The 26,585-nt window shown below is 64.9% G+C and carries 17 protein-coding genes, 1 pseudogene and 1 CRISPR repeat array; of the genes and pseudogenes, 7 read left to right on the top strand and 11 right to left on the bottom strand.

Annotated features, from left to right (window positions below):
* The first annotated feature begins 205 nt into the window (after positions 1–205).
* Positions 206–436 (top strand): hypothetical protein, encoded by a 231-nt coding sequence (locus D5S18_RS36370; protein WP_147403899.1) that lies wholly within the window; start codon positions 206–208, stop codon positions 434–436.
* 44 nt (positions 437–480) lie between these two features.
* A pseudogene (locus D5S18_RS36365) lies at positions 481–750 on the top strand (DesA/ISL3 alpha bundle tail domain-containing protein); the annotation flags it as partial.
* 86 nt (positions 751–836) lie between these two features.
* On the opposite strand, the gene D5S18_RS08105 reads toward D5S18_RS36365, so the two are convergent.
* Both D5S18_RS08105 and D5S18_RS08100 read right to left on the bottom strand, forming a co-directional pair.
* Positions 837–3,164, bottom strand: a complete 2,328-nt coding sequence (locus D5S18_RS08105) for a tyrosine-type recombinase/integrase (protein ID WP_203236654.1) — start codon at positions 3,162–3,164, stop codon at positions 837–839.
* Positions 3,161–4,033, bottom strand: coding sequence for a tyrosine-type recombinase/integrase (locus D5S18_RS08100; protein WP_345789704.1), 873 nt, complete (start codon positions 4,031–4,033; stop codon positions 3,161–3,163). Before D5S18_RS08100 ends, D5S18_RS08105 begins: the two co-directional genes overlap by 4 nt.
* A 950-nt stretch (positions 4,034–4,983) precedes the next feature.
* Between D5S18_RS08100 and D5S18_RS36360 the strand changes: the two genes are divergently transcribed.
* On the top strand, positions 4,984–5,304 hold the full coding sequence (locus tag D5S18_RS36360) for a transposase (RefSeq protein ID WP_158607838.1): 321 nt from the start codon (positions 4,984–4,986) through the stop codon (positions 5,302–5,304).
* A 199-nt stretch (positions 5,305–5,503) separates the two neighbouring features.
* On the opposite strand, the gene cas3 is transcribed toward D5S18_RS36360, so the two are convergent.
* Both cas3 and D5S18_RS08075 read right to left on the bottom strand, forming a co-directional pair.
* Positions 5,504–7,810, bottom strand: a complete 2,307-nt coding sequence (cas3, locus tag D5S18_RS08090) for a CRISPR-associated helicase Cas3' (protein WP_120039208.1) — start codon at positions 7,808–7,810, stop codon at positions 5,504–5,506.
* A gap of 783 nt (positions 7,811–8,593) precedes the next feature.
* Positions 8,594–10,304: direct repeats of the CRISPR family, unit length 37 nt; unit sequence GTTGAGATCCTCGCTGAGCCTTACGGCTCAGCGCCAC.
* Positions 10,305–10,594: 290 nt separating this feature from the next.
* The gene (locus tag D5S18_RS08075) at positions 10,595–11,782 is read right to left on the bottom strand and encodes a GAF domain-containing protein (protein WP_158607837.1); all 1,188 of its coding nucleotides are present in this window, start codon (positions 11,780–11,782) and stop codon (positions 10,595–10,597) included.
* Positions 11,783–11,988: 206 nt separating this feature from the next.
* Between D5S18_RS08075 and D5S18_RS08070 the strand changes: the two genes are divergently transcribed.
* Together D5S18_RS08070 and D5S18_RS08065 are read left to right on the top strand one after the other, a co-directional pair.
* The gene (locus tag D5S18_RS08070) at positions 11,989–13,035 is read left to right on the top strand and encodes a hypothetical protein (RefSeq protein WP_147403898.1); all 1,047 of its coding nucleotides are present in this window, start codon (positions 11,989–11,991) and stop codon (positions 13,033–13,035) included.
* Positions 13,036–13,062: 27 nt separating this feature from the next.
* The gene (locus tag D5S18_RS08065; protein WP_158607836.1) at positions 13,063–13,836 is read left to right on the top strand and encodes a class I SAM-dependent methyltransferase; all 774 of its coding nucleotides are present in this window, start codon (positions 13,063–13,065) and stop codon (positions 13,834–13,836) included.
* 24 nt (positions 13,837–13,860) lie between these two features.
* Here the strand turns inward: D5S18_RS08065 and mobF are convergent, their stop codons facing one another.
* Positions 13,861–19,488 carry a MobF family relaxase gene (gene mobF / locus D5S18_RS08060; protein WP_120039202.1) on the bottom strand — a complete coding sequence of 1,876 codons (5,628 nt, stop codon included), beginning with the start codon at positions 19,486–19,488 and terminating at the stop codon, positions 13,861–13,863.
* Positions 19,489–19,884: 396 nt separating this feature from the next.
* On the opposite strand from mobF, the gene D5S18_RS34395 reads away from it, so the two are divergent.
* Complete coding sequence (locus tag D5S18_RS34395; protein WP_147403897.1) at positions 19,885–20,292, top strand: hypothetical protein; 408 nt, start codon at positions 19,885–19,887, stop codon at positions 20,290–20,292.
* 104 nt (positions 20,293–20,396) lie between these two features.
* On the opposite strand, the gene D5S18_RS08050 is transcribed toward D5S18_RS34395, so the two are convergent.
* The 6 genes from D5S18_RS08050 to D5S18_RS08030 all read right to left on the bottom strand — a co-directional run bounded on the left by D5S18_RS08050 (position 20,397) and on the right by D5S18_RS08030 (position 24,893).
* Entirely contained in the window at positions 20,397–20,987 is a 591-nt protein-coding gene (locus tag D5S18_RS08050) for an SMI1/KNR4 family protein (RefSeq protein WP_120039200.1), read from the bottom strand.
* A gap of 366 nt (positions 20,988–21,353) precedes the next feature.
* Positions 21,354–22,388 carry a helix-turn-helix domain-containing protein gene (locus tag D5S18_RS08045; protein ID WP_120039199.1) on the bottom strand — a complete coding sequence of 345 codons (1,035 nt, stop codon included), beginning with the start codon at positions 22,386–22,388 and terminating at the stop codon, positions 21,354–21,356.
* A 370-nt stretch (positions 22,389–22,758) separates the two neighbouring features.
* Entirely contained in the window at positions 22,759–22,920 is a 162-nt protein-coding gene (locus D5S18_RS34805; protein ID WP_158607835.1) for a hypothetical protein, read from the bottom strand.
* Between the two features lie 724 nt (positions 22,921–23,644).
* Positions 23,645–24,277, bottom strand: a complete 633-nt coding sequence (locus D5S18_RS08040) for a hypothetical protein (RefSeq protein ID WP_147403896.1) — start codon at positions 24,275–24,277, stop codon at positions 23,645–23,647.
* A 66-nt stretch (positions 24,278–24,343) separates the two neighbouring features.
* Positions 24,344–24,613 (bottom strand): hypothetical protein, encoded by a 270-nt coding sequence (locus D5S18_RS08035; RefSeq protein WP_147403895.1) that lies wholly within the window; start codon positions 24,611–24,613, stop codon positions 24,344–24,346.
* 4 nt (positions 24,614–24,617) lie between these two features.
* Positions 24,618–24,893: a hypothetical protein gene (locus tag D5S18_RS08030; protein WP_147403894.1), complete on the bottom strand. Its 276-nt coding sequence runs from the start codon at positions 24,891–24,893 to the stop codon at positions 24,618–24,620.
* A 271-nt stretch (positions 24,894–25,164) separates the two neighbouring features.
* On the opposite strand from D5S18_RS08030, the gene D5S18_RS08025 reads away from it, so the two are divergent.
* Positions 25,165–26,571, top strand: coding sequence for an NsdA family TPR-like regulatory protein (locus D5S18_RS08025; RefSeq protein ID WP_120039195.1), 1,407 nt, complete (start codon positions 25,165–25,167; stop codon positions 26,569–26,571).
* Positions 26,572–26,585 lie beyond the last annotated feature (14 nt).

The raw sequence follows: 26,585 nt of genomic DNA, 5'->3' as shown, positions 1-26,585 counted from the left end.
GCTGCACAACCTGACCAAGGCCGTCGACCGAGTGGTCCGTGCACACCACAAGTGTCTGCCCGATCCGCCGCCTCAACCCGAACCAGCTACAGCGATCCCGGAATCGCCGGAGCCGCCCCTCGATGAGGACCTGCCTCGGCAGATCGCCCGGCAGCGCCACAGCGACATACACGCCTCGCGGGCCGCAGGGCTGACCGTCACCGCGATGTCGCGGCAACTGAACCTCGACCGCAAGGCGATCCGCCGCTACGCGCAGGCGACCACGCCCGAGGAACTGTTCCGCCCCGCGCCAAGCACGCCAGCGCACTCGACGAACACGTCCCCTACCTGCTGCGACGGTGGGAAGAAGGATGCGCGAACGCGAACCGGCTACACCAAGAACTTCGAGAACTCTACGGCTACAACGGCAGCCCGCGCACCGTGCGACGGCTTCTGAACACCTGGCGCACCACACCGCTGCCTGCCAGCCATGTGCTGACAATGAGGAAGCCTCCGAAATCGCGCGAGGTCGCCGCCTGGATGATGCGCCCCGCCGCCAAAGTCACCGCAGACGAAAGGGCCCAGCTGAACCAGATTTTGGAGCGATGCGACACCTTGCGCCAGGTCGACCGGCTCGTCAGCGATTTCGCGGGAATGGCCCGCGAACGAGAGGGCCGACACCTCGACACCTGGATCAGCAATGCAAAGGCAAGCGGCATAGCTCAACTCGCGAGCTTCGCCGATGGCCTGCTCAAGGACTACGACGCCGTCCGCAACGGTCTGACCATGGAATGGAGCAGCGGCGCAGTCGAAGGCAACGTCAATCGCATCATTCTGTGGAATCTGAAATGTCAAGTTCATCCTGATTTGCCCTGGTTCACTGAGATGATCGGCAGCAGGGTGGCGGTCGCTGGAGCGCCGATCTCGCGTGGTGTGGCCCCGGCTGGTGTGGGGACATCGGCCAGCCGTTGGAGGAGTTGGTCGAGTGCGGTCTGCCCGTCGTCGACGGCGGCGCGTTCGTCGTCGGTGAGCGGGACGCTGGCCAGCATCCGTTGCAGGTTGTCCTTGGCTTCCAGCAGCTGCCCTTTGCTGGAGTCCTTCGGTGTGTAGAAATCGCAACGGGCGCAAGCCATTCGGTGTGGGCACTGCTCGAAGAAGGTGTAGGTGCAGTATCCGTGTCCGAGGTCGTAGAACTGCCAAGGTTCACCCGCCGCGGTCTGACCGGAGGTCACGGCGTCGCGGTCGACGAGGACTTCGATCGTGCGGACATTGCGCGCGAAATAGCCGGCGTCGGTGTAGGCCCTGGCCAGGGTGTTCGGACTGATTTTGGCGTAGAACTGGGTCGATTGAGGTGAACGATGGCCGAGCCAGGCTTGCAACTCGAATAGCGTCATCGGTTCTTTCGCGTTGTAGAGCTGGCTGGCGATGGTCGATCGGGCGCGGTGGCTGGTGATGGCACCGCGGACATCGGCATCGGGGACACCGGCCTTGCGGCAGAGCATCGGAATGACGGTGTTGTTGATGTAGCCGGTGGAGATCCTGCGAGCGCGGACGGCGAAAAGGATGTCGACGTGCTCGCCGGTGCGGCGGTCGAGCAGCTGCGGCTGGTCGGGACGGACGGCCTGCCAGGCATCGATGACCTGACCCAGCAGCGGGTCGACCGGCTTGGCGAACGCGGTGCCGGTCTTGTTGGTCGCGACGTCGAGCAAGCAGACCGCGTCACGAGCCTGGGTCTGGTCGCAGTCGGCGGCGATGGGGATGTCGTTGTGCTGCCAGCGGATGCATCCTGTTCGCAGACGGGCGATTTCGTTGCTGCGCAGTCCGGCGAACAGCCAGGTCACTGTCACGGCGCGGACCAGTTCCAGCGGATAGAAATGGCCGCTGGTGGTCACCGGCAGGTCCTCGGCCCGCAGGTTCAGCCCGGCCCACAACAGTTTCGCCCAGATGTCGTCGGCGATCATGCGTGGGTCGGGGCCCAGCAGCGCTGCGATGCTGCGCGGGGTGGCCAGTGCGCGTTGCGGGTCGAATCGGCGTGGCAGCCATTCCCATTCGTGGCAGTCGTCGAAGAACCGGCGCAGCGCGGCGAGGTGGCCTTCCTTGCTGGATGCTTGCAGCGGTTTGCCGAGGCGGTCACCGAGCCCGGCGGTGCGCTGCACGTAGTCGCCGACATTCATCCGATCCAGCGCGGCGACCCAGGCCGCGCAGGTCTGCCGCGTCCAGTCGGCCGGGTCCGCTTCCTCGGGATGCTCGGCGGCCAGCCAGCGGCCCACCTTGAGTAGCGTGGACCGGACATGACCGCGCGGACGTGGGGTCAACGTCGAGGTCGCATGCCAGCGGTCGGCCCACTGCTGCCAGACCGGCGCCCCGCCGGTCGCGCGGACGCTGTGCTCGCCAGTGCGTGCGCGGGGCGGATCGCAGAACCCCAGCTCCGCGACCGCCCGCTGCACCGCATACAAGGTATTCATGCGGGCGCCTCTCAGCATCCTGTCGGTGCGGAACCGGTCGAACAGGTCGGTGCTCATCTCCGCCAGGTGCGGGCTGCGGTTGAACAGAAACAGCTGACCCAGCACGTTCGGCAGCAATGTGTCTTCGTCGCGTCCGAGCTGATACCCCCACTGCGCCAACACTTTCCGAACTCGCATGATTTCGTCGTCGACCTGTTCGCAGCCGAAGATCCGCCTCGAGAGGTTGAGGCGCTGGAAACTGCCGAGCCGGTGGAACTCGGTGAACGAGCCGAGCAGATACGCCTGCGCCGCCAGATAGGGCCGCACCTCGTCACCGGCCCATTCCGGTGCGTTGCGCCGGAACTCGACCTGGTCACCGCCCAGCAGGTGGGTCCATTCGTCGCTGCTCCAACCCCAGAACGTCCGTCCGGTCTCACCGCAGCGGATCAGCAGCACCGCCACCGCGTCGAGCATGGCCCGGCGGCGATGCGGTGTCGGCGGTGAATCCAGACCGGCATTCACCGTTTCCGGTGGCCGTGTCAGCCGCCGGATCGTCGACCATTCCGGCGCGGACGGGTCGTGATACTGCAACCGGCGCAGATTGCGCAGGCCGAGCTCGGCGACCGCTGCGGCCTCCTCGGGACGGATCTCGACCGTCGTGTCGAAATGGTGACCGGAAATCGGTGAGCGCCAACGAAGTTCGCCAGACAGACGGTCGGACGTGATCTGCGGCCGGTTCACCGCGCAGACTCCACCGCAGCGCTGGAGGTGCCGGTGAGTGCGGCGATGCGCCAGGCATGGATGTGTTGCATGCCCCGGCTGAGCTTGTCGGCCAGGTCCCGGCCGGAGAGATGGATGTAGGTCAGAGTCGAGTCGGTATGCCGGTGTCCGGCAAACGAGGCGATCGTGTGCAGTTCCCAGCCCATACGCGCCAGGTCGGTCAAGCACAAGTGTCTGGTCGTATGCGTGGAGAACCGCGGGACCCCGGCCGCGACGGCGATGCGGCGCACCACTTTCGACCACGTCCACAACGTCAACGGCTCAGCCCGGTTGCGCCGCGATTCCGACAGAAACAACGGACCCCGGGCTCGGCTGAGGGTGGCCCGATGCCGCAGATACGCCGACAACAACACCCCCGTCGGCGCCGAATACGGCACCACCCGGCCCCGCCGGGTCTTGGTCGTCTCCGCCCGCACCCGCACCGTCCGATGCGCCGGATCCAGATCGTCGGTCCGCAACGAGCACAATTCCTCCCGCCGCAACGCCGCATCGTAGGCCAGCGCCAGCATCAACCGGTTACGGATCGGCTCACCAGCCGCGACGGCAAGAAGATCACGCCACTGCTCCTCGTTCGGGATCCACGGCAGCTTCACCATCCGCGGCACCAGACCACGCGACGACCCGCCACCGCCCCGGCGGCCGGGCGTATAACGGCCCCGGCCGACCGGATTCGACTCCCGCACACCCTCTTCCATCAGAAAGTCATAGAACAGGCGAACCGGAACCAGCCGCTGCTGGATCGTGGCATTGGCCAGCCCGGCACCCGAATCGATCGACACCACATTCGCGCCACGGCGATGCGGGCGAGATGCCAACTCCCGCACGAACATTGCGACATGCGACCGGTTCGCGGTCACCGGATCCACCTGCTCCCGCTCGCACATCAACAGATACTCCGACAACCCGCGCGCATACGCATCCAGCGTGCGTGGCACCCGCCCCAGATCCGACCACACCCCCAACCACTCCGCCGCCCGCTCGTGCCGGCCCAGCACAGGCCACTTCACCGTGAACCCGATCGCCCCGCTCAATCCGCCTCCCAAGTCCGTGGTCATACCAGGGAGACATGATGATCACCCCGGCCAGATTCCACGTAACTTTTAAGATGATCAAGCGAACCATGTACGGCCGCGCCAATTTCGACCTCCTGCGGCACCGGGTCCTACTCGCTGACTGACGCCCCGATCATCGAAAGTGAGCCAGAGCCACTTTTTCATGGCCACGGACAATGGCCTGGGGTATTTATGGGTCCCGCCACCAGTTGAATCGCTGAATTGTGACACGCTCCCCCGTATCCCTGGTTAATGGTTGGGAACCCTTCTGCATTACACGTTCCGAACTGATGCGGACCGAAGTCTATTGTGTGCTTGCTTCTGTCGGATCCGGTGCCGTTGAACACAACAGGGAACCAGCCATTTGAAGACCGACCGGTCAGGTCTGGCGGAGCTGTTCGGACTCGATGAGGCACCGGTGTTCCCCTGTTTGACCAAGGTACGTGAAGACCGCATTCCTCCCTGTTCGAGTCGGCTCAGATGAAGCGGAGTCTGGATCCAGTTGATGGTAGCCAGATTTGACTCCTTCGATGGCCTCGCGTGCACGCCCAAACAACCGCTCAGTCTGTGAAACCTATTGTCGCACATAGGGGTTTTCGAGCCGGAACCGTTGTCTTCGCCTCGGTTCTGGCGTACCGTTGCGGAGGGTTACAGGGATCACGACTTAGCTGTCGGAATCTCATGAAGGTAGCCGCTTCGATCGGTTGTGTCGCCCGCATCGTCGGCGGGTGCTGATTGTGGTCTGGTGGGATCGAAAGGAGTGGTTGGTGGTGGCGCGGAAGTACGCCAATGAGTTTAAGGAGCAGGCGATCTGTGTATATCGGGAGTCGAATCCCCGGCCGACGATCGCGGATCTGGCTGGCAGGTTTGGGGTGCCCCGCGAGACATTGCGAGGCTGGATTCGTCATGCTGAGATCGGTGTTAGTGAGCGAACCGATCGGTCCGCTCGTATGCTTTCCGGGACCTACGTGATGAGGATGCGGGTAGCGGAGCTGAAGTGCTCGGACGAGAATTGCATTCTGCAAGTGTCTATTTCGCTGCGGCGCTGAATCCGCCTCGTATATGGGTGCTCGAAAGTGCGCTCCTGGTGTGTTGGATCGTCCAGCACACCAGGAGGTTTCAGGCATCCCGACTTAGATGGCGGTTGAGATCCTCGCAGAGACCATGCTCTGCGCCGCGCCCGAAGGCTCCGGTCGCCTCGGGCGCAGCGGAAATCGGCTCCGCTGCCCGTCGGACTGACCGGTTCGCTCAGAATACCGAGTCGAACGCGCCTTCATCGAGCCCGACCCCACGGCAGGTGGCCGGATCCCAGTCGTAGACGCCGTCCCAGCGGGCGAGGTCGCCCGCGACAGGGGTCAGCAGCGCTGCGACGTCCGGGCGATTCGCGGTGTTGGTGCGCAGTTGCACTATCCATGGTTGGAGACGGCGGAGAGCGGATCCGGCGCGGATCGTTCCTGCCGCGAGATCGGCGAGCAAGGGTTCGATGTTGTTGCTGGATTCGGTGATCACGACCGGCGCGGTGTCGTCTTCGATCATCCGGAATGCCTTGCGCGGGTCGCGTTTGGTGGTTCCGTTGGAATCGAGCAGCGGTCCGTCCGTGACGGAGTGGAAGTCCAGATTCGATCGGTTGTGCTGAACCCACTGTCCCGCTGACCATTTCGTCTGGTCGAGGGGGCGGTGGTCGAGTTGTAGGTCGCTGTAGAGTTCACGGTAGTAGCGGGCCAGGGCTTGTTGGTCGTCGAGTGGTGGGCCGTCGGGGCCGAAGTGTTTGACAGTCAGGTCGCACGGGCGTCGGTAGTCGGTGGGGGAGCAGCCGTCGACGGGATCGAACACCACGACCAATCCGGATTCGGCGCATTCACCGTGTCGGTTCGAGCGCCCACCGGCTTGTTGCAGCGAGTCCGCGGGCGCCAGTGCCCGCCACACCACAGGGAACGAGAGGTCCACTCCGGCCTCGACCAGTTGGGTCGACACAACCACGGTGGGCGCGCCATCGCGTAGCCGCGTCGTGACGGTGTCCAGTACGAGTCGGCGATGCTGTGGACAGAGTCGAGTCGACAGGTGCCACACATCCTCACGGCGATCAGCCAGCAACTGGTAGAGGTCGCGGGCGTCGGCCACCGAGTTCACAATCACCAAAGCCTGTGGCTGCGCGGCGATCTCGTCGGCGATCTCCTCCCACGTCGGCTGCGGATCGAGGCGCCACTCATACCGGACCCGCCGCGCTCGGACGAACAATGGTTGCGGGTCGGCGATGATCTCGGTGATCTGCACACCCTCGCGATCCTGCGAGGATCTCCATTCCGACAGCGCCTGGAACTCGGGCTGCGTCGCCGAGGTCAGCAGAACCGTCGTCCCGAAATCCTCGACCAGAGTGCGTAGTCCGCTCAAGATCGGAAGAAGCAACCGGGGCGGTAGCGCCTGCACCTCATCGAGTATCACCACCGCTCCGGCGAGCCGATGTACTTTGCGCACCTGAGAGGGCTTGCGGCCGAACAGCGATTCGAACAACTGCACTGTTGTCGTCACTACGAACGGCGCATCCCAATTCTCCGACGCCAGCCGTGCCCATCGACCGTCGGTCGAATCCTGCGCATCGTCGTCGGAATCGAACCGGACACTCGAATGATGCTCCAGCACCACGGGCTGCTCGGCATCGTCCAGCAATGTTCGATACACCGCCGCGTTCTGCTCGGTGATCGTTATGAAAGGGACCGCGACAATGACCCTGGCCTTGCCCCACCGCGCCGCGTGATGCAGCGCGAAAGCGCCCTGCGCGAACGTCTTCCCCAACCCGGTGGGTGCTGCCAGTCGAAACAAGCCAGGCCCGGTGGCCGCCGCAGCAACTGCCGCCTGGTACACCTGCTCGCGCAGCGCTGCGATCTCACCGGTGGCCGATTCGGCCAGCAGATCGGCTCGGCGCTGCTCGAACCGAGCGGCCAGCGCGCCCATGTCCACCGCGGCCGCGACTCGCGGCCCGACCGACCCGTGTCGATGCGCGGCGGTATCGAGATGATCGGCGTCAACTAACGCCGAGAACACCATCCGTAGCCGCATCTCCCACCCCTGCTTGTCCGCCACCCGCGGCCACCGCTGCGGAAACAACCCCCGCCGCAACCGCACACCCACCGCCTCCGGGACCTCCGCGTAGAACCGGGCCGCGATCTCGTCATCATCGACGGAATCAGCCTCGCTCAAAACCGCCAGCAGCCGTTGCGGACTCGTCAACCCACCGTGATGACCCAGCACAGCCAGCGCCGCCAGCCCCGCAGTCGGAAGGATCAGCCGCGCCCCCAACTCCTTGTGCGGCAACCCAACCCGGTTATCGGTCCCCTCGACCACCAGAAGGCGCTGCTGCCACGCCCGACCGGCTTTCCCCGCGTCATGGAACAACCCCAACGCATAAGCCAACTCGCCGGCACCGAATACCGCCGCGAACCGCGCAGCCCACTCCGCCGTCGACCGGCAATGTGTACCGAGCTTGTGGCGTGGTCCTGTCGTCAACCCGCCACTCGCCGTAGGTATTTGATGTGCGCTATGCGCCCCCAACACCATCAGTCGTCCAATCCCATCGTTGCTCTCGCTTCTTGTCCCGTTGACGAGACCCTTGCCGAGCCTTACGACCCGGCGCCACCATCGCGTTGAGGGTGGCCTCGTCGAACCAGGTGTTGTTGAGATCCTCGCGGAGTCTTACGGCCCTGCGCCACACGCCTGCGCACTGCGGGCTGGGCCGCAGCAGGTGCAGTTGAGATCCTCGCTGGGCCTTGCGGCCCAGCGCCACCGCCACCGGGGCATCGGCATTGCATATCGGCGATCCCACCGCGCTGCGGGCCAAGTTGAGATCCTCGCCGGGCCTTACGGCCCAGCGCCACTCAGACCGCCAGTGCCACCGGACCACGGGTTGAAGTTGAGACCCTTGCCGGGCCTTACGGCCCAGCGCCACGCGGGGGAACGGTCCCGGGGGCACCGATTCCGGCCCGTTGAGATCCTCGCCGGGCCTTACGGCCCAGCGCCACCACGCAGTGCCGCAAGATGATCCCACCGGGCTTCGGGTTGAGATCCTCGCCGAGCCTTACGGCTCAGCGCCACCACCTACCCGAGCGGCGAGCGCGGATGAGGCGTTGTTGAGATCCTCGCCGAGCCTTACGGCTCACGCCACGTGCGACGCGGACGGATACGTCGGTCTCGGCCTGTTGAGATCCTCGCCGAGCCTTACGGCTCAGCGCCACGCGCGCGGGGACGGGAGGTCCGGGCCGACGAGCGCGTTGAGATCCTCGCCGAGCCTACGGCTCAGCGCCACCTGGTGACCGACATCGACGCCTACACGCCGTGGGCCGAAGTTGAGATCCTCGCCGAGCCTTACGGCTCAGCGCCACCATGGACGCTCTGCGCCCGCTCACACTCGCCGTCCGCGTTGAGATCCTCGCCGAGCCTTACGGCTCAGCGCCACGTGACCAATTGCAGGACAAGGTCACCAATCTGGGGGAGTTGAGATCCTCGCCGAGCCTTACGGCTCAGCGCCACCTGCACCACGCGCTGACCCGCCTCACCGACCCCTGGGTTGAGATCCTCGCCGAGCCTTACGGCTCAGCGCCGCTGGCGGGGTGGACCGCCGACGACGTGTACCTGGCGTTGTTGAGATCCTCGCCGAGCCTTACGGCTCAGCGCCACCTCCCTGGCCTACTGGCGGTACCAGTCGTACCCCGAGTTGAGATCCTCGCCGAGCCTTACGGCTCAGCGCCACTGGAACGGCAGGACGGTAGATAGATGAGCATCCTCGTTGAGATCCTCGCCGAGCCTTACGGCTCAGCGCCACTACCAGGATCGCCCCGCAGGCAGCGGACCAGACCTCGTTGAGATCCTCGCCGAGCCTTACGGCTCAGCGCCACGCGGCACCACTGCCGGGGTCGACCCAGCCACCGCAGTTGAGATCCTCGCCGAGCCTTACGGCTCAGCGCCACCATCGCCGCCACCTCGGCGGGGCTCATGGTGTCGTTGAGATCCTCGCCGAGCCTTACGGCTCAGCGCCACTCGCGGCGCAAGTACTACAGCGAGCTCACCGACGAGGAGTTGAGATCCTCGCCGAGCCTTACGGCTCAGCGCCACCTGCTGATCGCTGTCGCCATCGCGGTCCGGATCGCGTTGAGATCCTCGCTGAGCCTTACGGCTCAGCGCCACAAGGACGATTCGACGCAGTGGGGAGACGAAATGCGTTGAGATCCTCGCTGAGCCTTACGGCTCAGCGCCACAGTGGCGGGCCGAGCGGGCGCGCCGAGCAGCCGGGGTTGAGATCCTCGCTGAGCCTTACGGCTCAGCGCCACCGGGAAGATGCAGACTCCGCACGGCTCGCCGACGCCGTTGAGATCCTCGCTGAGCCTTACGGCTCAGCGCCACATGCGGACCGGCCAGCCGATCCGCAACCACGAGGCGGTTGAGATCCTCGCTGAGCCTTACGGCTCAGCGCCACGACCCCCGATTCCGGCCGCAAGGCGCTCACCGTTTGTTGAGATCCTCGCTGAGCCTTACGGCTCAGCGCCACGGGCAGCGCCAAGAAGTCGACGGTGTTCGCGGAACTGTTGAGATCCTCGCTGAGCCTTACGGCTCAGCGCCACTTGCCTCCCGTCAACTCGTTCAAACACGATGCTGCCGTGTTGAGATCCTCGCTGAGCCTTACGGCTCAGCGCCACAACGAACACAGCGGTGGCCGCGTCATCGAGCTGAGGTTGAGATCCTCGCTGAGCCTTACGGCTCAGCGCCACACGCATGAACACCGCCAATCCCCGCTCTGCCGACCCCGTTGAGATCCTCGCTGAGCCTTACGGCTCAGCGCCACGGTTCTCCCGCCGGCCCGAATTCGTGCGGCATCCGTTGAGATCCTCGCTGAGCCTTACGGCTCAGCGCCACCGCGGGTCGCCGCCCCGGCGGGCCGGGTGGGCGAGGGTTGAGATCCTCGCTGAGCCTTACGGCTCAGCGCCACTACGGGGTCACCGTGCCGCAGATCGTCAAGCACATGTTGAGATCCTCGCTGAGCCTTACGGCTCAGCGCCACCCTGGCTGACCTGGGGTTTGTTGGATTCCGCTACCAGTTGAATCGCTGAATTGTGACACGGTTCCGCCGTAATCCCTGGTCGGTGGTTCGGAACCTTCCTGTATTCAAAGCTGCACTACGGGTTCCGAACCGGCTGCCGACCGGAGTCTATCGGGCTGGGTATGCCCCTGTCGGATCCGTTGCCGTTGAACGCAACAGGTGCCAAACGTTGAAGATCGATCGGTCCGAGCTGACGGAAACTGTTCATATCTTATTATCGTCGAACCAGGGAACTTCGAGTTCCGGTGCAGCTATCTTCGGGGTGTTCTCCGGTTTGCCATGGCTTCGCATTCCCGGCAGTTCGTCACGGCAGCCGGTATCGGAGTCGCTGGGGTGACGTCGATGAGTGCTTGGGGGCGTTCGCCGTTGCTGATTCGGGTCCATCGAGCGTGCAGCAGAAGCCACTCGTCGTTGGGGTGGAATCGGACTCGTGTCGTGGTGTCGGCGGTCCGGCGTACTCCTTTGGCGAGTTCGATGCATGTGGTGGCGACGCGCAGTGCGCTGTCGTGGTCGAATTCGGGTTGGTGGTGTCGCCAGCCGGCGAGTGGGCTGTGTTCGGCGGTGAGCCATTCGTGGACGATTCCGGTGTTGAGGTCGACGATGGCGAGGGCGTGGCCGGGTGGTACGGGCATGTGCCGGATGGCAATCGAGCACAGGTCGGAATGCGCGGTCGTCGGGCTGCCGGTGATGTCGCAGACGATGGCGCGGATGGTCCGGTTGGTGCCGGTACCGATGCCGCGTGCGGCGATGTGGATTCGGTGTTGGGTGCCGTCGGTGAATGTCTTTGTGGCGCTGCCGATCCAGTGGTCGGATGGTGTCGAGTGGTTGAACAGGGCGAGGAAGTTCGCTCGGTCGTTCCAGTGGTCGAAACTCGAGAACATTTCCGGCAGGGTGCATCCTTGGCGGCCGACGTGGTCGGATAGTCGCAGGAGTAGTTGCGCCTGGGGTGAGGCGGTCATGAGTCCGGTGGCGTTCCATTCGACCTGGCCGACGACCTGTGGTCGGGGGAGTGGATCATCGTAGCCGCCGGCCCAGATGGAAACCGCGTAGACGTGTTGGGAGATGCCGAGTACGGGGACGGCGAGCATGCGGATGACGCGGTTGTCGGGCATGGTGAAGCTTTTGCTCTGGGTTGCGCCGGAGGTCGCGCACTGCCGGATGAGTGGGCACAGTAGCCGGGCCGCGACGCCGTTGCGTGCGATGCTGGAGTGGTTGAGTCGAGAGAAGGGGCGCGGGTTCAGCCCGTCGAGGATCGTCGTGTACTGGTCTGTCCGGGTGAGTGTTTCGACTACGACCCAGTTCCAGCGACCTGTGTCCGAGGCGATTTGTTCGCAGGCGAGACGATGGTGCGGCGGAGTGGTTGAAGCGCAGGGGATCGGACGCTGACGATGTGTGGGAGTCGGCACGGGCCGGGGAGTGCCGGTTGGGTTGGGGTGCATGACGCCTCCTTCCGCGGCATACGACCACCGCACCGAATCGGACAATCTGGTCTATTCCGAATGGTGCGCTGAGAGGCGACGCGCGGGCGAGGGTTGTTCGATCGACGGAAGATCTCTTGCTGAAGACATAGCATTGTGCTATGGCGCGAGGAGGTGGGGATGCTGGAGCGGTTCCTGGCGTTGGCGCTGGGAATCGCCGCCCGGCGGTGCCATCGGCGTTGGTTCCGCCGCTGCCGCTGTCGGATATTGCCGCCGCTGATCTGCTGAGCATGGCCGATGTGGCGGTGCTGGCGCATGTTCCGGCCAGTACGTTGTCACGGTTGTGGCAGGACGCTTCATGGTTGGATCGTGTATCCGGTGCGACGCTTCAGCAGTTGATCGCCGCAGTGCCGAAGGTGGCCGGCTATGTGCGGATGCGCAGCCACGCGGCACATCTGGGCTCCGTTTTGCGTGTCTGCGACGAGTCCGGCCTGGAGCTGCGACACGATCGGCTCGGTGAGGTGGTGGGTGAAGGCGGGGCGGTTCACTGTCTGGCTACCGCGCTGGCGGCTGCGGCGGGCATCATGCGGATGGATCGGCATTGCGCCACTTCCCATCTGGCTCGATGCTGGGGTGTTCGGCAGAGTGAGGCGCTCGACATGGTCATGGCCGCGCCGCCGGACGGTGTGCTCGCGGAACCGATTCGGCTGATCGAGCAGGCGTCGCAGTTGATCGACATCATCGACACCGGCGCGAATTCGCTGCACACGACTGTCGGACACGGGATTCTGGTGCACAAGATGACGAAGCTGACCGGGACCGTGCCGAGGGAGGTGCTGCCCGCCGCCGCGGAGCGTGCTTCGGCTTTCGCCTATCGCAGCAGTGTGGTCGGCCTGTTGATGGCCACCAACGACTTCGATGTCGCGGTCGCATATCAGCGCCGGTTGATGGCGAATCCGCTGCTGCGGCGCAACGAGTTGTGGTCGCTGGCCACGTTCTGCGGCGACATTCCTCAATCGTCGGACTTCGCGCTCGCCGCGGGCCGGGGAATGCGCCGAACCGCCGCCGAGGTCACCACCGATGTGCTCGACTTGAACGAGGCGTATCTCCAGTATCTTGTTTCCGCCGCGATTCCGGTTGTGCTGGAATATGATTCATCGTTCGGATCGGCCAGGGACACCCTGGTGCACGCGCTCGGTGAGCGTCTCGAGCGAGGGATCGTCGATAAGCAGCTACGGGCTGCGTGTGCCTCGTTGTTGAAGTCTGTTCAGTAGAAGGGCAAGAGCGGGCCAGGAGGGATCGTGTTGGGCGACGAGCGGGTAACCCGTGCGTACACGGTGAACGCGGACTATTGGATCACCATCATCCGCGACAGGCTGGATCCCTATCAGACACAACTCACCGACCCGGCGCTACGGGAGCTGATCGGGGACTGTCGTGGGCTCGAAATCCTCGATGCCGGTTGCGGAGAGGGCTATCTCGCGCGTGAACTCGTCGCGCGCGGAGCGGCGCACGTCGACGGCGTCGATACCTCCGAAGAACTCATTCTCGCCGCCCGCACACATCCCGACTATCGGCCGGATTCGATGTCGTTTCACCACGCCGACGTCGCGGCACTGCCCCTCGCCGACAAGAGTGTGGACCTGGTGGTCGCGAACAGGCTCCCGAACGGGATCTCCCAGCCGGCACAGCGGTATATCGAGTTCGCGCGAGTCCTGAAGCCGTCCGGCCGCATGATCCTGCTCGGTATGCATCCCTGCTTCTATGCCGCCCGCGCCGAGCGGACCGCGACCAGCACCGCGGACTTCACCCTCGACGACTACTTCGGAGTCCGAACCGTCGAACAGCGATTCAACGTCGCTGGACTGGTCTCACCGGCGGCGTCCGTGCAACAGTTCTACTCCCTCGAACATCACATCGGCATGATCACGGCGGCAGGATTCGCTGTGACCGATCTACGGGAACCGCATCCGACCAAAGAGCAGCGGCAGCAGAACCCGTGGTGGAATGAGAACTTCGTCCGGCCATTGTTTCTGCTGCTCGAATGCGTGCCGCTCGAACGCCTGAGACGGTAGCGAGAAATCCTGCATGGCACGGGACTACCCGAGCCCGGTGCTGTCCGGCGACTCGGCTGTCCGATCCGTGACCGAACCCTGGACCTGTTCGCGAAGGTCGTATCCGGTCACCTGGTTGCCATGCTCGTCCACGGCAACTTGACGGGTCGGAATCTGTTGGCGGCGTTGTAGTTCGGCCTGCGCTGCGGTGAGAAGCCTGTGGTGGCGGGTCTTTTCGAGTGAAATACGTTGCTTGAGGAGCTCGTCGTCGAATGTTCCGGTGTTCGGACGTGCCCAACGGAAGAACACCGAATCGGTCGCTTCCGACAACGCGAGCTGGGTTCGGAGATCGTGGATGTGCTGTTGGAGCCGGACATCGGTCATCGCGGCAAGGTGAGAATTCGTCCCGGTCTCGTCCGGCACCGAAGCAGTGGTGAACGGTTGTTCGTTCTCGGTCGCCCAGATCTTGTCGGGTTCCTGCACCGCTGGTTGATTGGGCAGGGCGATACCGTTGCGCCAGAGCTGGCTCTCCTTCCAGTGGAGTCGGAATCGGGCTGCATTGAGTTCGGCGATGTCGATGCTGTCCGCCGATAGGCGGGCTAGCTCGACGTCCTCGCTCGCCACAACACCGGCGGTGCCTGCCGCCCCGAAGAGGGCTTGGCGGGCGTCTTCGGCTTCGGCTTTGGCGTGTTCGGCTGCGGTAGCGGCGGATTCGGCGCAGATCCGGGCGACATGCAACTCCAGTTGCTCCGCTGGGGTGCCCGAGTTGGTTCGCAGGTCAGCGAGTTGAGCAGCGAATCGTTCGTGTACGACGGGATCAGTGATGCAGGGGAGGAGGGCCGCAAGGTCGTCGATGTGGTGGTTCTTGCTGGGATCGCGGGCTGAGTGGCGGGCGAGTTCTTCGGCGCTGGCCTGGTGTTCTGCCGCGCGGCGGTCGGCTTCGATCCAGGCTTCGTGGGTGTTCCTTGCTGCCAGGAGAAGTGGGCGTTGGGAATCGCGCCGCGCTCGCAGCGCCTGTAGGTAGCCGTCGAGGGCTTGAGTGTGGCGTCCGCGGCCGGTCCAGTAGGCATTGCGAAGTTCGTTGTAGGTCTTGGCGTATTCGCTGTACTCGGCCCGCAGAACCACTGCCCGTTCCGCTGGTGGAAGGTCCAAATGCTCGGGGATCGTTCTCGGATCCACTGGCGGGCACCAGTCCCCGAGATCGGCCTCTTCCGCCAGGCCCCATCCCCGAGGTTCGTGATCGGATCCGCCTGCGGGGCCTGCCGGCGCAGTTCGAGATGCGTGGGATTCTGGATCGCGGTCGTCCGGCAACGATGCGACACGGGGATCGGGGTATCCGAACAACGAAACCAAGGTCGTGGTGTCGAGTTCGGGATCGGTATCGGGTGGTTTGCCCGCTCTGATCGCAAACTCTTCATCGTCGGTTGGCGTTGCTGGCTCTGCGGTTGCGGGGGCGAACGATTCGTGAGCGATTCGATGGTGTCGGGTGATGGCGGTGACCCGCCACGCGAGCGCGGTGGCCCACTGATCGGCACGCGGCAATCGGCCGGACTCGCTGCCGTCGGCAATCAGCTGGAATGCCGTGGCCAGGATGCTGTCCGGGGTCCAGCGGACGGGATCGGCCGCCTCGACAGCCGCGACCAGTCGTGGCCATGCCGGGTCGTTGATGACCAACGCCGCGATCGGCGCGGTCAAAATATCCTCGACTGCGGTGATCCAGTTCGGGCGAAGAGGATCACGCAGCGACACGTCATCGAACACCCCGAGGTCGAGGTGTTCGGCGAGGCGCCACCACAGCGCGGCGGCTGGTTGATCGTCGGGTAACGGCCTTCGTTCGGCAGCGGTTCGGAGTAGTTCCGGGACATCGATTCCGGCGCGGTGTGCGAGGTCGAGACGTTCGGTGAGCACCGGCCAGTACGCATCGTCGGTGACGCGCGGGTCGATCTGATCGACAGTTTCGGCCCACTTGGCCAGTGCGTCACCGATATTGCCGAGTTGGGTGGTGACACGCGCGACAAGGTTGTCCTGATGGGCGCGCGCCATCCCGAATTTCGGGAGCTCCGGGCCTGTTGGACGATGGTCGCTGTCGTCGATGCGTCGTACGATCCGCCACACCGCGAGGTCGGCGATCAGTCCCGGATCGCCTCGTGTGACGGTCGCGAGCGGGCGTGCCCAGATCGGTGCTGTCGCGGCTGTCCACGAGCGGGCTTGCTGTGCGATCTCGTTGGCGAGCGTGGTGACGAGACCGGCGCGCGCAGTGAGGTAGGCGCCGAAGATCGGGTGGTCTGCGAGCACCGGTGGGACACCGGTGAGCCACGGCAGGGGGCCTTCGCCGCTGGAGTGGCGGCCGGTGGGGTCGATTCGCCAGTCCAGAACCGCGGCTGGATCAATGACGTCGGCGAAGTCGCGTTCGGCAATCGCGTCGGCCAGCGCGTTGATCGCGGTTTGCGGGTCGCTACCAGGGCCGGGTGTGATCGCGATGATCGCCAAATGAGCGCGCAGCACGGGCCACGCCCCGGCCTGTGACAAGCCGGGCATCAGCTCGTCTGCGGCGGCTTCGATCGGGGCGAGTGTGTCGGGTCCGGCGAGGTGTTCGGCGGCGGTACCGATGGCGTGGGTGTAGGCGTCGGCGGCCTGGCCGAGTCGTTGTTCGGGGGCGAAGGTCTCGCGGTGCGCGGTGGTCGTGGAACTGCGTTCGCCGTCACGGCCGAGAACGCCGGTCAGCAGGTCGACGACCGTGAATGGATGCGCGGCCCGCTCGCTGAACTGGGCATGTTCGACATCGATGACAGTCTGGGCATAGACGCTGTTGCGCAGACGGCCGCGTGATACCGCGACGTAGAACTGCGCGCGGTTTTCGGCTCCGGTGAAGACGCTGTGGCTGGTGTCGACCGTGATGCCTTGCGCGGAGTCGAGTGTCGAGGCGTACCCCAGCGTCACATCGGTGGCCAGATATTCCGCAGGCAGTCGGACACGACGACCGGAGCCCACGTGGGCTGCGATGACACTGCCGTCGGGGTGGATCGAATCGACCAGCCATCGGTAGCCGTTGCGCACATAGTCCGTACCGCTGAAACGCAACCGGGAATTGTTGCGGCGGGTGCAGATCAGATCGCCGCAGGATGCTCGAAGCCCGTCCGACAGCGGGACTTCGGCATCGGGTAGGCCCGCTTCGGCGAGTCGATCCGCGCGGGCACGGCTGTTGAGGACGGACACGATCTGGCGGGTCATCGCGAGCATCACCGATTCCAATCCGACGGCGCGATCGGCTCGCCATGCGTTGTACGAGGCGTCGAGAACAGCCTCCAGCGCACCCGAATGGACACGCTCTCGGTCGGTGTAGAAGGCGATGGCAGCGGGATCTCCCGCCCGGATCGCCAAGGTAGCGGCGGCCTCGGCGGGATCGCCGAACCGCATCACCTGCGACAGCGTGGAAGCGCCCGCGGTCTCGACGATGTCGCGTAGAACTCCACCCGCCGCGATCGACGCCAGTTGCTTGTTATCGCCGATCGCCCGGACAACTCCACCGCGCCGTGTCACGAAATCGACGACCAGATCCAGTTGCCGGGTCGAGGCTTTCGCGGCCTCGTCGATGATCACCAAGGTGCCCGGCCCGATCCGGTGTACCCACCGCGGCACCGGGTAACGGGCCGCCGTAGCGGGTGTGAGATGGGTGAGCAGGTAGGTCAGCCTGTCAATGGTGTCGACCGGGATTTCGGCGTCGATTTCCTTCTGCAACTGGGCCGCTGACGCGGCGGTCGGTGCGAGCCCGACCACGTTTCCGCCCTCGCCCAGCCAGGCACGAACCAGCACCTGCATCGCCACGGTTTTACCCGTACCGGCCGGTGCGACCGCGACCTGCAAAGCCCGACCGGACGTGGCGAATTCCAGCACAAGAGCGGCTTGCCCGGCATTGAGTTCGCGCCCGCCATTGTTGGCCGCGTACTCCAGCAGCGCGAGATCGATCGCCGCGTCATCCACCGTGCGGTAACCCGTCCGACGTGCGGTTGCGATGAGGCGCTGCTCGGCGATGAGCACTGCCGACGAGGTGAATTGCTGCGATTCCGCTACCGTGAACACGCTCGTTCCATCGGCCCGCCGCAGGACGGATGGCTCGTCGAAGACATCCGGGCGGGTACGGCCGATCGAGCGAGGGACCTCGAGCGCTGCCGCAGTGATTGCTTCCGTGGCCTCGGTCCAATTGCTGGACCGCACGTGGCCGCGGAGCTGGCGTTGCACTTCGGCGTGGACGTGATGGGCTTGCCACACCGAGCGGGACAGCGAGACCGCATCGATCACTCGATCCGCCACCGCCGCAACCCATTCCGGCGTCACCTCCGGCACCGCCATGTCCGTTGGATGGCACATCGCCCACACCATCCCCGCGACCGCTGAATCTCCGCCCAAGAGCCCCGCCGCTTCGTCCCACCACGCGGTGCGCTGTTCGGCGCGCGAGCGCGGTTCGTGTTTCGCGGGCCGTGTCTCCCGGCTCGCGTACTGAGCCAACCGCAGCATCTCCACCGTGGTCGGCTCCCGGCCCCACCTGGCCTGGAATTCACGGGCCAGCACGCCGAGTCGGGCATCGATTTCGGTATCGCGCCGCGACCACAACCGGCATAATTCCGGATCCACACCGACGAGTTCACGTACCGGACGCCGGCCCGGGGCAGCGTCGCCGCGATCCGCGAATTCCCCGCCTACCAGGTCGTGCACAGACAACTCCAAGCCCGTGTTGTAGACCTCGGAGGCCGCGACCATCAGCCGATACACCATCCGCGCATCCAACGCCCGCCACAATCCAGCACGAGTGCGGACCTTCCCGGAAATAACAACGTGCGTATGCAGATCGGGATCACCCGCCCGCGAATCACGATGCTCGAACGCCGTCGCGCTCAGCCCGGTGGTATCGACCTGAGCGATACCGCTCGCACCCAACCGGGTATACGCCGCATGCGATTCCAGAAATGCCAAAGCATCAGCGACGGCCCTGCGATGCGCCTGCTCGATCCGCTCGGCCACCGGACGCGGAGCCAACGCCCACAGCACGGACACCGACTTCACGGGCGAGAAACACACATCGAATCCCGATACCGCTGTGGTCGCGTTCCGGGAGTTCCGGGCCACCCATCCCGATAGTTCGGTGGCATTCAACGGTTCATGACCCAATTCCGCGACGAACATGTCGCGCGCTACTCGCGTGCGTATCTCGGCCCGCACCTCGTCCGGGATCGGGGCGTTCCAGCGCAGCCTCTGATCCAGGTTGTAGCGGGTGAACCGTTCGGCACATCGCTTCCGGAACTCGCCGGCACCCTGGTGGATCCGAAACGGCTGCCCCAGTTGCGAAGCCGCCAACGCGGCTCGCCGCGCATCCTTCGGCTTGGCACCGGCGGCCAGTTGAGCGGCGAACACCTCGTCCTCGATCGCCTCAGCATTGGGATGCCTCCCCAGCCCGAACAACGCGCGCATCTGCGCCTCGGTCACCGTGTCCCCAGCGTTGATCGTGTCGAACTCCGACAGACCCGACCCCATCCACACGCCAGGCGATTCACCCTTGACCGAGTAATAGTCGGCGAGAGTCCCACGCCCACGCTCGCTCGCGTCATGGGCCGCCGTTTGCCGCAGGTAGTAGTTGAAACCATCTCCGGCCGACAGTTTATGAATCGTCGCCGTCATGCATTCAAGATACGATCTAATACCGCATCCGAATTGGAAACGGTAAGCGTGGTATCAGCCTATTCTGCGATTCTTCTGACATTTTTCTCAGAAATGATTCTGGTCGGTCGCCGTCGGGTTGGCTGGACTTCGATTGTGACCTGCTCGAATCGTCGAATAGTGCGAATATTTCTGTGATGCGCGATTGTTATCCGGAATGCAAGAGGTTCCAGGGGGAGGGCATCGCAATGGGTCATTGACGTGTAGATGAATCAATGAGGTGGATGTTTCGGGCCATCGGATGATGATGTCGGTGGATTTGTGACACAACGAAGAAAAAGGCATAATCTGGATTTTCGATCCAGCCCACCATCCGCCCGGGCCGCAGGTACGAAACGTGACTCCCCACAGGACGGAATGATCACCACGGAAATCTCGCCGACGGAAAGGGGTACCGATATGGCTACCAGAAAACAGACTGCCCTCGCCCGCGAACAGGCACACCGAAGGCTTGCGCTACAACGCCAGCAACGACTCGAACGCGAGCAGGCAAACGAAGCAGACTTGGCCGCCTACCTGCTGCTCCAGCAACGGCTCGCAGACTCCGAGCGCACCTTCCACGAAACTGTCGAGTCGATCCGGCACCAGCAAGCGGCTTGCTTGCGCGGCTGGAAAGCCCGCGGCGAGAAGCCCGCCGCCATCGCCGCGGTCACCGGTCTTTCGCTCGCCGAACTCACCAAGCTGCTGCGACTGGTGGCCGAGCCGAACCAACGCCGAACCGAGACGATGAATCCACCCGGTTCGTGGATTGATGACGCTAGCTGAGCGGCCACTTTCGTCAACGTTGTTGGGCCAGTTGGCGACCCGCTTTCAGCGTGTTGCTGCGCCGGTTGCGGTTCCTCGGCTTGTCCCGGTGGAGTAGGGGGCGCTCAGCCGCCGCTGTACGACGCGTCGCCGAGCTGTTCGGTGACGAGCCGGTACTCATCCTGCCAATGCAGAAACTCGTGGTCGCTGCCGCGGAACCTGCGCTGCTCCTCGGGGAGGCCGTCGGTGCAGGCTCTGGCCAGGAATTCCACCATCCCGTACGGCAGAACGGTCAGGTCGTCGCTGTACAAGCACACCGGCCACTCGGCACTCGATGCGCCTTCGATGCGCCAAAGGTAGTAGACACCACCGCCATCCATGCCCCAGTGAATGTAGGAGTGTCCGTCGCCCAGGACTTCGGCATGCCAGGGTTCGGTGGCAACGGCGTGGCGGAATGTGCCGGTGATCTCCACGATGCTTGAGCCGTACCACTCGATGCCCGGAACCTGAACCCTCGCCGGTGCCGCGATCGATACGAAGTCGTTGAATGTGCCCGCGCCGTAGACGGCCAGGAACTCCAGATAGTCCGGTGGCAGCCGAACCCCCAGCGCGGCCTCGGCTTCCGCGACTGTGCGAAGATCCAGCACTGCCCCCTCCGCGCTGCCCGGCGACAGCGGCAGCACCTGCCTCAAACGTTCGAGTCCGTAATCTGTCATCGGTTTCTCTCCTACTTCGTAGCGCCTGCCGGAGCTGGACTCACCGGGTTTCCGCGATCATCGAAAACGTTCTCGGCCGCGGTGTTCTCGATCGAACTCATATCATGTCCAAGCCGAGATCCGGTTCCCAACAACACCCTTCACCGCTCCTGCGAGCCGGCCCGCTTGGGCGTGAGCGGTCGGTGCTGGGGACGTCTGCCGGCTTTCCGCGAAGAAGTCGCGCGTACCCCGGCGTCCTTCGGGTGCGGGAGCATCGACCGGCCACGATCGACGCCGGCGGTGATGTACGGCATGGAACTCCTTCGTTTCCAAACGGTTTCGCCGATGACATCCTGCGGTCGATGACTTTCCGTGGGTGGGTGCGGGTCACGCGCCGGTCATGTCCATCGAGCCGGACGGGAGAGCCGACAGCGGGGGAATCCAATGCACCGGCGTTGGGTCGGATGCTGTGGAGTGGATCGGCGTGCCGGACGGTGTGACCTCTGCCGCCCACTGACGGGTACCCGGCACCCGCACGCTGTGACACCTGTCGTCGAGGCGGGCGGCGGCGTCGAGAAGGATGCACTGTGTCTCCGCTGGACCGATCGCGGTAGCACGCAGCGCGATAGCCAATGCGCGATGCTTCTCGATGTATCGCGGGTTGTCGGAATACAAATCTCCCGCGCCGCAGGAGAACACGACAACCGGCGCGTCGGTGCAGGACTCCAATAGGGTGAACGGGGTCGGTACCCGGCCCGCGACGACACCGGCCGTGTGAGGAACCAGACGCACCGTCACGTTGGGCCAACGCACCGCCGACGCGACCACCCGCAGCTGGGCGGCGGTGACAGCGGCGTCGCCGACGATCCGATACAACACCGACTCGTCCAGCAGCAGATCCAACTGCACCGGGTTGATCCCGCGAGTGAGCAGTATTCCGCGCGCGGACACCTCCACAGTGGCACGGGCGAGTGCCTGAGCCGGATCGTCGTGATCGGGGCCGCCGGCTGTCAACGCTCGGTGATACTGCGGGGTCCGGAGCAACTCCGGCACGACATCGTGATAGCCGACGATCCGGTGCGCACGTTCCTCGATCTGTGCGTACAGATCGAAATGGGCACTGGAAACGCCGTCGAGGACGACAGGATCGCTTCCGGCGCGAGCATGATCGACGACCGCGACGATGCTCTTGATCTCGGACCTACCGAGACCGTAGAACTTGCACAACGCTTCGACTTTGAACCTGCACGGGCGTTGGATGGCACCCGCCTCCAGCCGCTGTATGGCCGACTGCGTGACCGAGGTCTGCACAGCGGTCACGGCAAGCGACCGCCAGCGGACGCTATCGCGACGCTCCCGCAAATAGATACCGAGATGACGACGCAGAAGAGTCGACTTGTATACCGAGGACAGCGGTGTCATGGGTCGCTTTCAACGAGAGTCTGGGGGAGATGTTTCGCTGGTACGCCGGGCCGGGGTTGCGCGTTCGAAACCGGGACGACTCGACCGACGCAGAGCCCCGGATGAGTCAAAGTTGTTGTGTACTGATCTGTTTCGATACGGGGCTGACGAGCCCGCGCCGGGTGAATGTGTAACAGCGCCGGTTCCTGCAACGGCGGGTTGTGTAGTGTTCGGTGGCTCGAAGGGCTGCGGCGAAGAACCTGCGGGCGGCCAATGCGGGGCGCCTGCCGGTAGAGCACGAGAGGATGAAATCCGCCCACTCGGTCATCAAGCGGCTGGTGTGGGACCAGCTGGCGTGCAACTGGTGCACGTAGGTGTCGGTTCGCGGCCCCTACCGGTCCCCGATCGAGTCGGAGTTGCGGCCCGGCTGCCCGGCCCTTCCCGCGAGCCAGTCGGCGAGATCCTGGACCGCGTCGATCACGGTGATCACCGCCAACCCGAGAATGATCCCGCGCGCCCAGGAGTGGAGCGCCGTCAAGGTCTGATCGTTCACTACTGGTGTCTCTCAATCTGTTTCGATACCCGCCGAGCCGGTCTCGACGGTGGCGGATGTGCGGATCCACGTCCCAACCGCCGGTGTCGTCGGGGAACGCTCGTACGAATGAGCGCCACGCGCGATACGAGCGTCGGGGCACCTGCCTGCTTCCGGTACTGCACAGAGCTTTCGTGTGGGACTCCAGCGCGGCACTGCGCGGGTCGACCCCTTGGGCAAATCCGGCCAGCGTGAAGTGGTTACTCGGGGCGATTTGTCGCCGATCCGCCTTGCCCAGGGGGTCTCACGCCTCCCTTGTCCGACGCCTACCGGACCGAACAAGGAAGTCCTCGGTGAGGAAGTTCCCTGTGGGCGCCCGGAATTCTGGCCAGGGCTCTACCGGTGGGGCGAATGATTCGATGCCCAGGAACTTCCCTCTTGCTCCTCTCCCCGCGCCAGGCTGGCCCTGCCCGTCGTCAGAGGAGAGGAAGGTGGTGCGGGTCGCCCCCTGGGGAGTGTCTCCCGAAAATCATGGAAGCCAGGGGGCTTCCCTCCTACCTCACCCAGTGCCTCGTTGTTGTGCGGCACCTTGAGGTCCACCAGGTGAGGCAAGCTATAGACGATCGCCCCCGGGCTGGTGCTGACGAGGGATGGCGTGTCGACCTTCACCAGCCCAGGGGGTTTCGTCGCCCTCCACACCAGACACGTCCAATCGTGTGCGGAGGGTCGCCTATTCAATGCGTCTTCACGGCGGGGCGGTCCGGACCGGAAAGCAGGCGGTGACCGCCGCGAGGACCGCTGTCCCCGCCGGCAGGTACGCGTCGCGAGGTTGGCGCAACCAGGTCCGCAGCCGAGTACGGCCGGTGCCGAAGGTGGGAAGCGCGATCTGCGCGCCCGCACGGGCGATCGACACCGCGTGCCGGAACATCCCGGCGTAGATGTCGATCCGGTCGGGAATATCGGGTTCCACCAGCAGCACCCACTGCCGCTCACGCAACCCGATGACAGGCCCCAGCCGTACCCCCGCGTCTCCCAGGCGGGCCTCGACCAGTGCGCCGAGCTCGGCAGGCATCCTGACCGACCCGATCCGTGCGCCCGCCGTCACATAAATCAGACCGACCTCCGGGCGTACCGCGACGTCGAATCGACAGGTCTCCCGATAGAACTCGCACCAGCCGGCGGTGTCGGCACCGTGAGAATCCACTACGGACACGGCACCACCGACCTCGAACACACCGTCACCGGTATCCGCGACCGTGCGACGTACCTCGAAAACCGCCCGCAGTAGCCGCATCTGCTCGGCGAACGCGGCATCGATCGCGTCCAGACCGGTCAGCGGCACACCCGGTGCCACCAGGTCGTCACGAGGAACTACCACGGCAATCTCCCATCCGATAATGTTGGTGGGCAACAGATTTCGGGAATCGACCAACAGCGCCGGCGTTCAGCCGTACAACATGCGATGCAGCTCGCCCGTCGGAGCGCAGCGACCCGCCAGAACGAGAGTGCGCCACGCCTCCCGCACGCACTCGCACTCCCGCGGCGAACACTCGCGATGCTGCTGAGTCGCCCGATGCGCCTCCGCGATCGTGAACCCACCGACCGGAGCAGGGTGATCCACGTCCGTGGTGCCACCACAGCCGAGCACGGCAACCAGCAGCTCGGCGAGCAACACCGCCAGACCGAACGCGACGAGCACATGCCCGGCCGTCACCGACCTACTCGTCCTGCAGCCCGCAGGACTCATAGGCCAGCGCGGCCAACCAGAGCAAGCAATGCGGGCCATGGTCGATATGACTCGCATACACCGCACCAGCTTCAGCAGCGTTGCTGAACCCGGTGATGTCGACGCGGCAGTCGTCGTTGCGATCCGGCCGGAGTTTTGCTCCGTGGGCGCGTTCCTGGCGGCTTGACATCGCCGGAATACGAACCTCGCCGATGTGATTGTGAGCCAAACGAATTGCCATTCGAGCTACTCGCAGATCGGAGATCATCAGTACGTCCAATCCGTAGGATGCAGTGGAGTGGAGGCGAATACGCCGCCCCGCGAAACGGCCCGTCTCGATGCAGCGAAATCCTCTGGGACCGTTGTGTTTTCGGGATATGCGGAAGCCTTCCCGCTGCATCCGAGTTAACTCCCAAGCTGCGGGGTAGGGGAAGCACCGCCACCCGTGAACGTTGTGAACATTGGCAATGGGGGCGTGAAGTTCGTGAACACGCGCGATCGTGCATCGGCTACCGGGCACTTGCCGCTATCGTCGAAGCGTGCACGACGCACCGCTGGAAAATCCGGCTCCGGAGGCGCAGACGATGATGCTGCGTACCGTGCTCGGCGAGGCCGGGTGGGGACCACGCGATCTGACACGCGCGGTCAACATGTGGTTGGCCCAGCGTGGCCGCCCTGGCGACCGCATCGATGCGACCGCTGCTTACTCGTGGGTGCGATCGGGCTATTGCCCCCACGGCGACATTGCCGAAGTCGTCGCCACCGTGCTCGGTGACCGGCTCGGTCGCTACATCACCGCCAGCCAGCTCTGGCCGGGACACACCCGCGCCGAACGCATCACTTGCGGCACACGGCTGCCCAGTGAGGGAAGCATTGACGAGGCGATCCGTTCTCTGGATCAGCTCGCCGCCGGTATCCGGCCCGCGCCGATCAGCGGCTCCGATCTGGCCGCCGCCGCGATCACGGGTTTACGCGACCCGATCGAGCTGCGTGGCGGCAGCCAAGGCCGCGACCGGATACATCATTCGCAGGCCGGATTGATCGCCGATCATGTCACCGCGCTGCGCCAGCTCGACGACTGCCAGGGCGGCGGCGCACTGAGTCTCCGTTACGTCTCGCGCGAACTCGCCACCGTCATCGATCTGCTGCGCAGCGGCAGTCACGAGCCCGCCGTGCAGGATTCGCTGCTGACCTCCATCGCCGACCTCGCCCAGCTCGCCGGTTGGATGAGTTTCGACTCGGGTGCCACCGAGACCGCTCAGCGCTACCTCGTTCTCGGTATACGCATCGCGCGCGCGGCCCGCGACGGCGACCGCGCGATCAACGCGGCCGGAATGCTCGCCTATATCGCCGCCGAAGTCGACGCCGGGCACGATTCGGTCGCGATCACCGAGGCTGCGGCTACCCTTCCCACCTCCAGCTTGCTGCTCAAGGCACGGCTGGCGGGGCGTCAGGCAAGCGCGCACGCTGCGGCGGGAGATATCGCGGCTTTCCGCGCCGCCAGTGACCGGGCGCAGCACCTGCTCGATACCGCGCGCCGCGACCATACCGAGCCCTATCTGTACTACCTCACTCCCGACCAGCTTGCCGCCGAGGCGGGATACAGCCTCGTCCAATTGGCCCGGCGTACTGAGGTCCACCGCCGGCCGCTGCTCAGGCAAGCATCCGATCTGCTCACCCCGCGCGCAAACCTCGACCGCGATCCCGGATATCAGCGCTCAGCGGTGCTGCACGGCTGCCAACTCGCCCAGGTCCATCTGATGCTCGGCGACCTCGACGGCGTAGTCGCCGCCGCACGACGAGCGACGACAATGCTGGGCGATGTCCAATCCGGACGGTGTGTGACCAAACTGCGAGGATTGCACCGAGACCTGTTGCAACGGCGCCGCTCTCGAGTGGTGTGTGAGTTCCTTCCCGAGCTCGAGCACATCCTCGGCGCACTGTAATCCAGGGAAGTCGC

The organism is Nocardia panacis (assembly GCF_003598715.1).
Taxonomy (GTDB): Bacteria; Actinomycetota; Actinomycetes; order Mycobacteriales; family Mycobacteriaceae; genus Nocardia; species Nocardia panacis.
This window is presented reverse-complemented; position numbering and strand designations above follow the sequence as displayed.

Bases quoted from the DNA above. Each gene is read 5' to 3' on its own strand.
- D5S18_RS36370 (WP_147403899.1), top strand. From the start codon at position 206: ATGTCGCGGCAACTGAACCTCGACCGCAAGGCGATCCGCCGCTACGCG.
- D5S18_RS08100 (WP_345789704.1), bottom strand. From the start codon at position 4,033: ATGTTCGTGCGGGAGTTGGCATCTCGCCCGCATCGCCGTGGCGCGAAT.
- cas3 (WP_120039208.1), bottom strand. From the start codon at position 7,810: ATGGTGTTGGGGGCGCATAGCGCACATCAAATACCTACGGCGAGTGGC.
- D5S18_RS08075 (WP_158607837.1), bottom strand. From the start codon at position 11,782: ATGCACCCCAACCCAACCGGCACTCCCCGGCCCGTGCCGACTCCCACA.
- mobF (WP_120039202.1), bottom strand. From the start codon at position 19,488: ATGACGGCGACGATTCATAAACTGTCGGCCGGAGATGGTTTCAACTAC.
- D5S18_RS34395 (WP_147403897.1), top strand. From the start codon at position 19,885: ATGATCACCACGGAAATCTCGCCGACGGAAAGGGGTACCGATATGGCT.
- D5S18_RS08050 (WP_120039200.1), bottom strand. From the start codon at position 20,987: ATGACAGATTACGGACTCGAACGTTTGAGGCAGGTGCTGCCGCTGTCG.
- D5S18_RS08045 (WP_120039199.1), bottom strand. From the start codon at position 22,388: ATGACACCGCTGTCCTCGGTATACAAGTCGACTCTTCTGCGTCGTCAT.
- D5S18_RS08030 (WP_147403894.1), bottom strand. From the start codon at position 24,893: ATGATCTCCGATCTGCGAGTAGCTCGAATGGCAATTCGTTTGGCTCAC.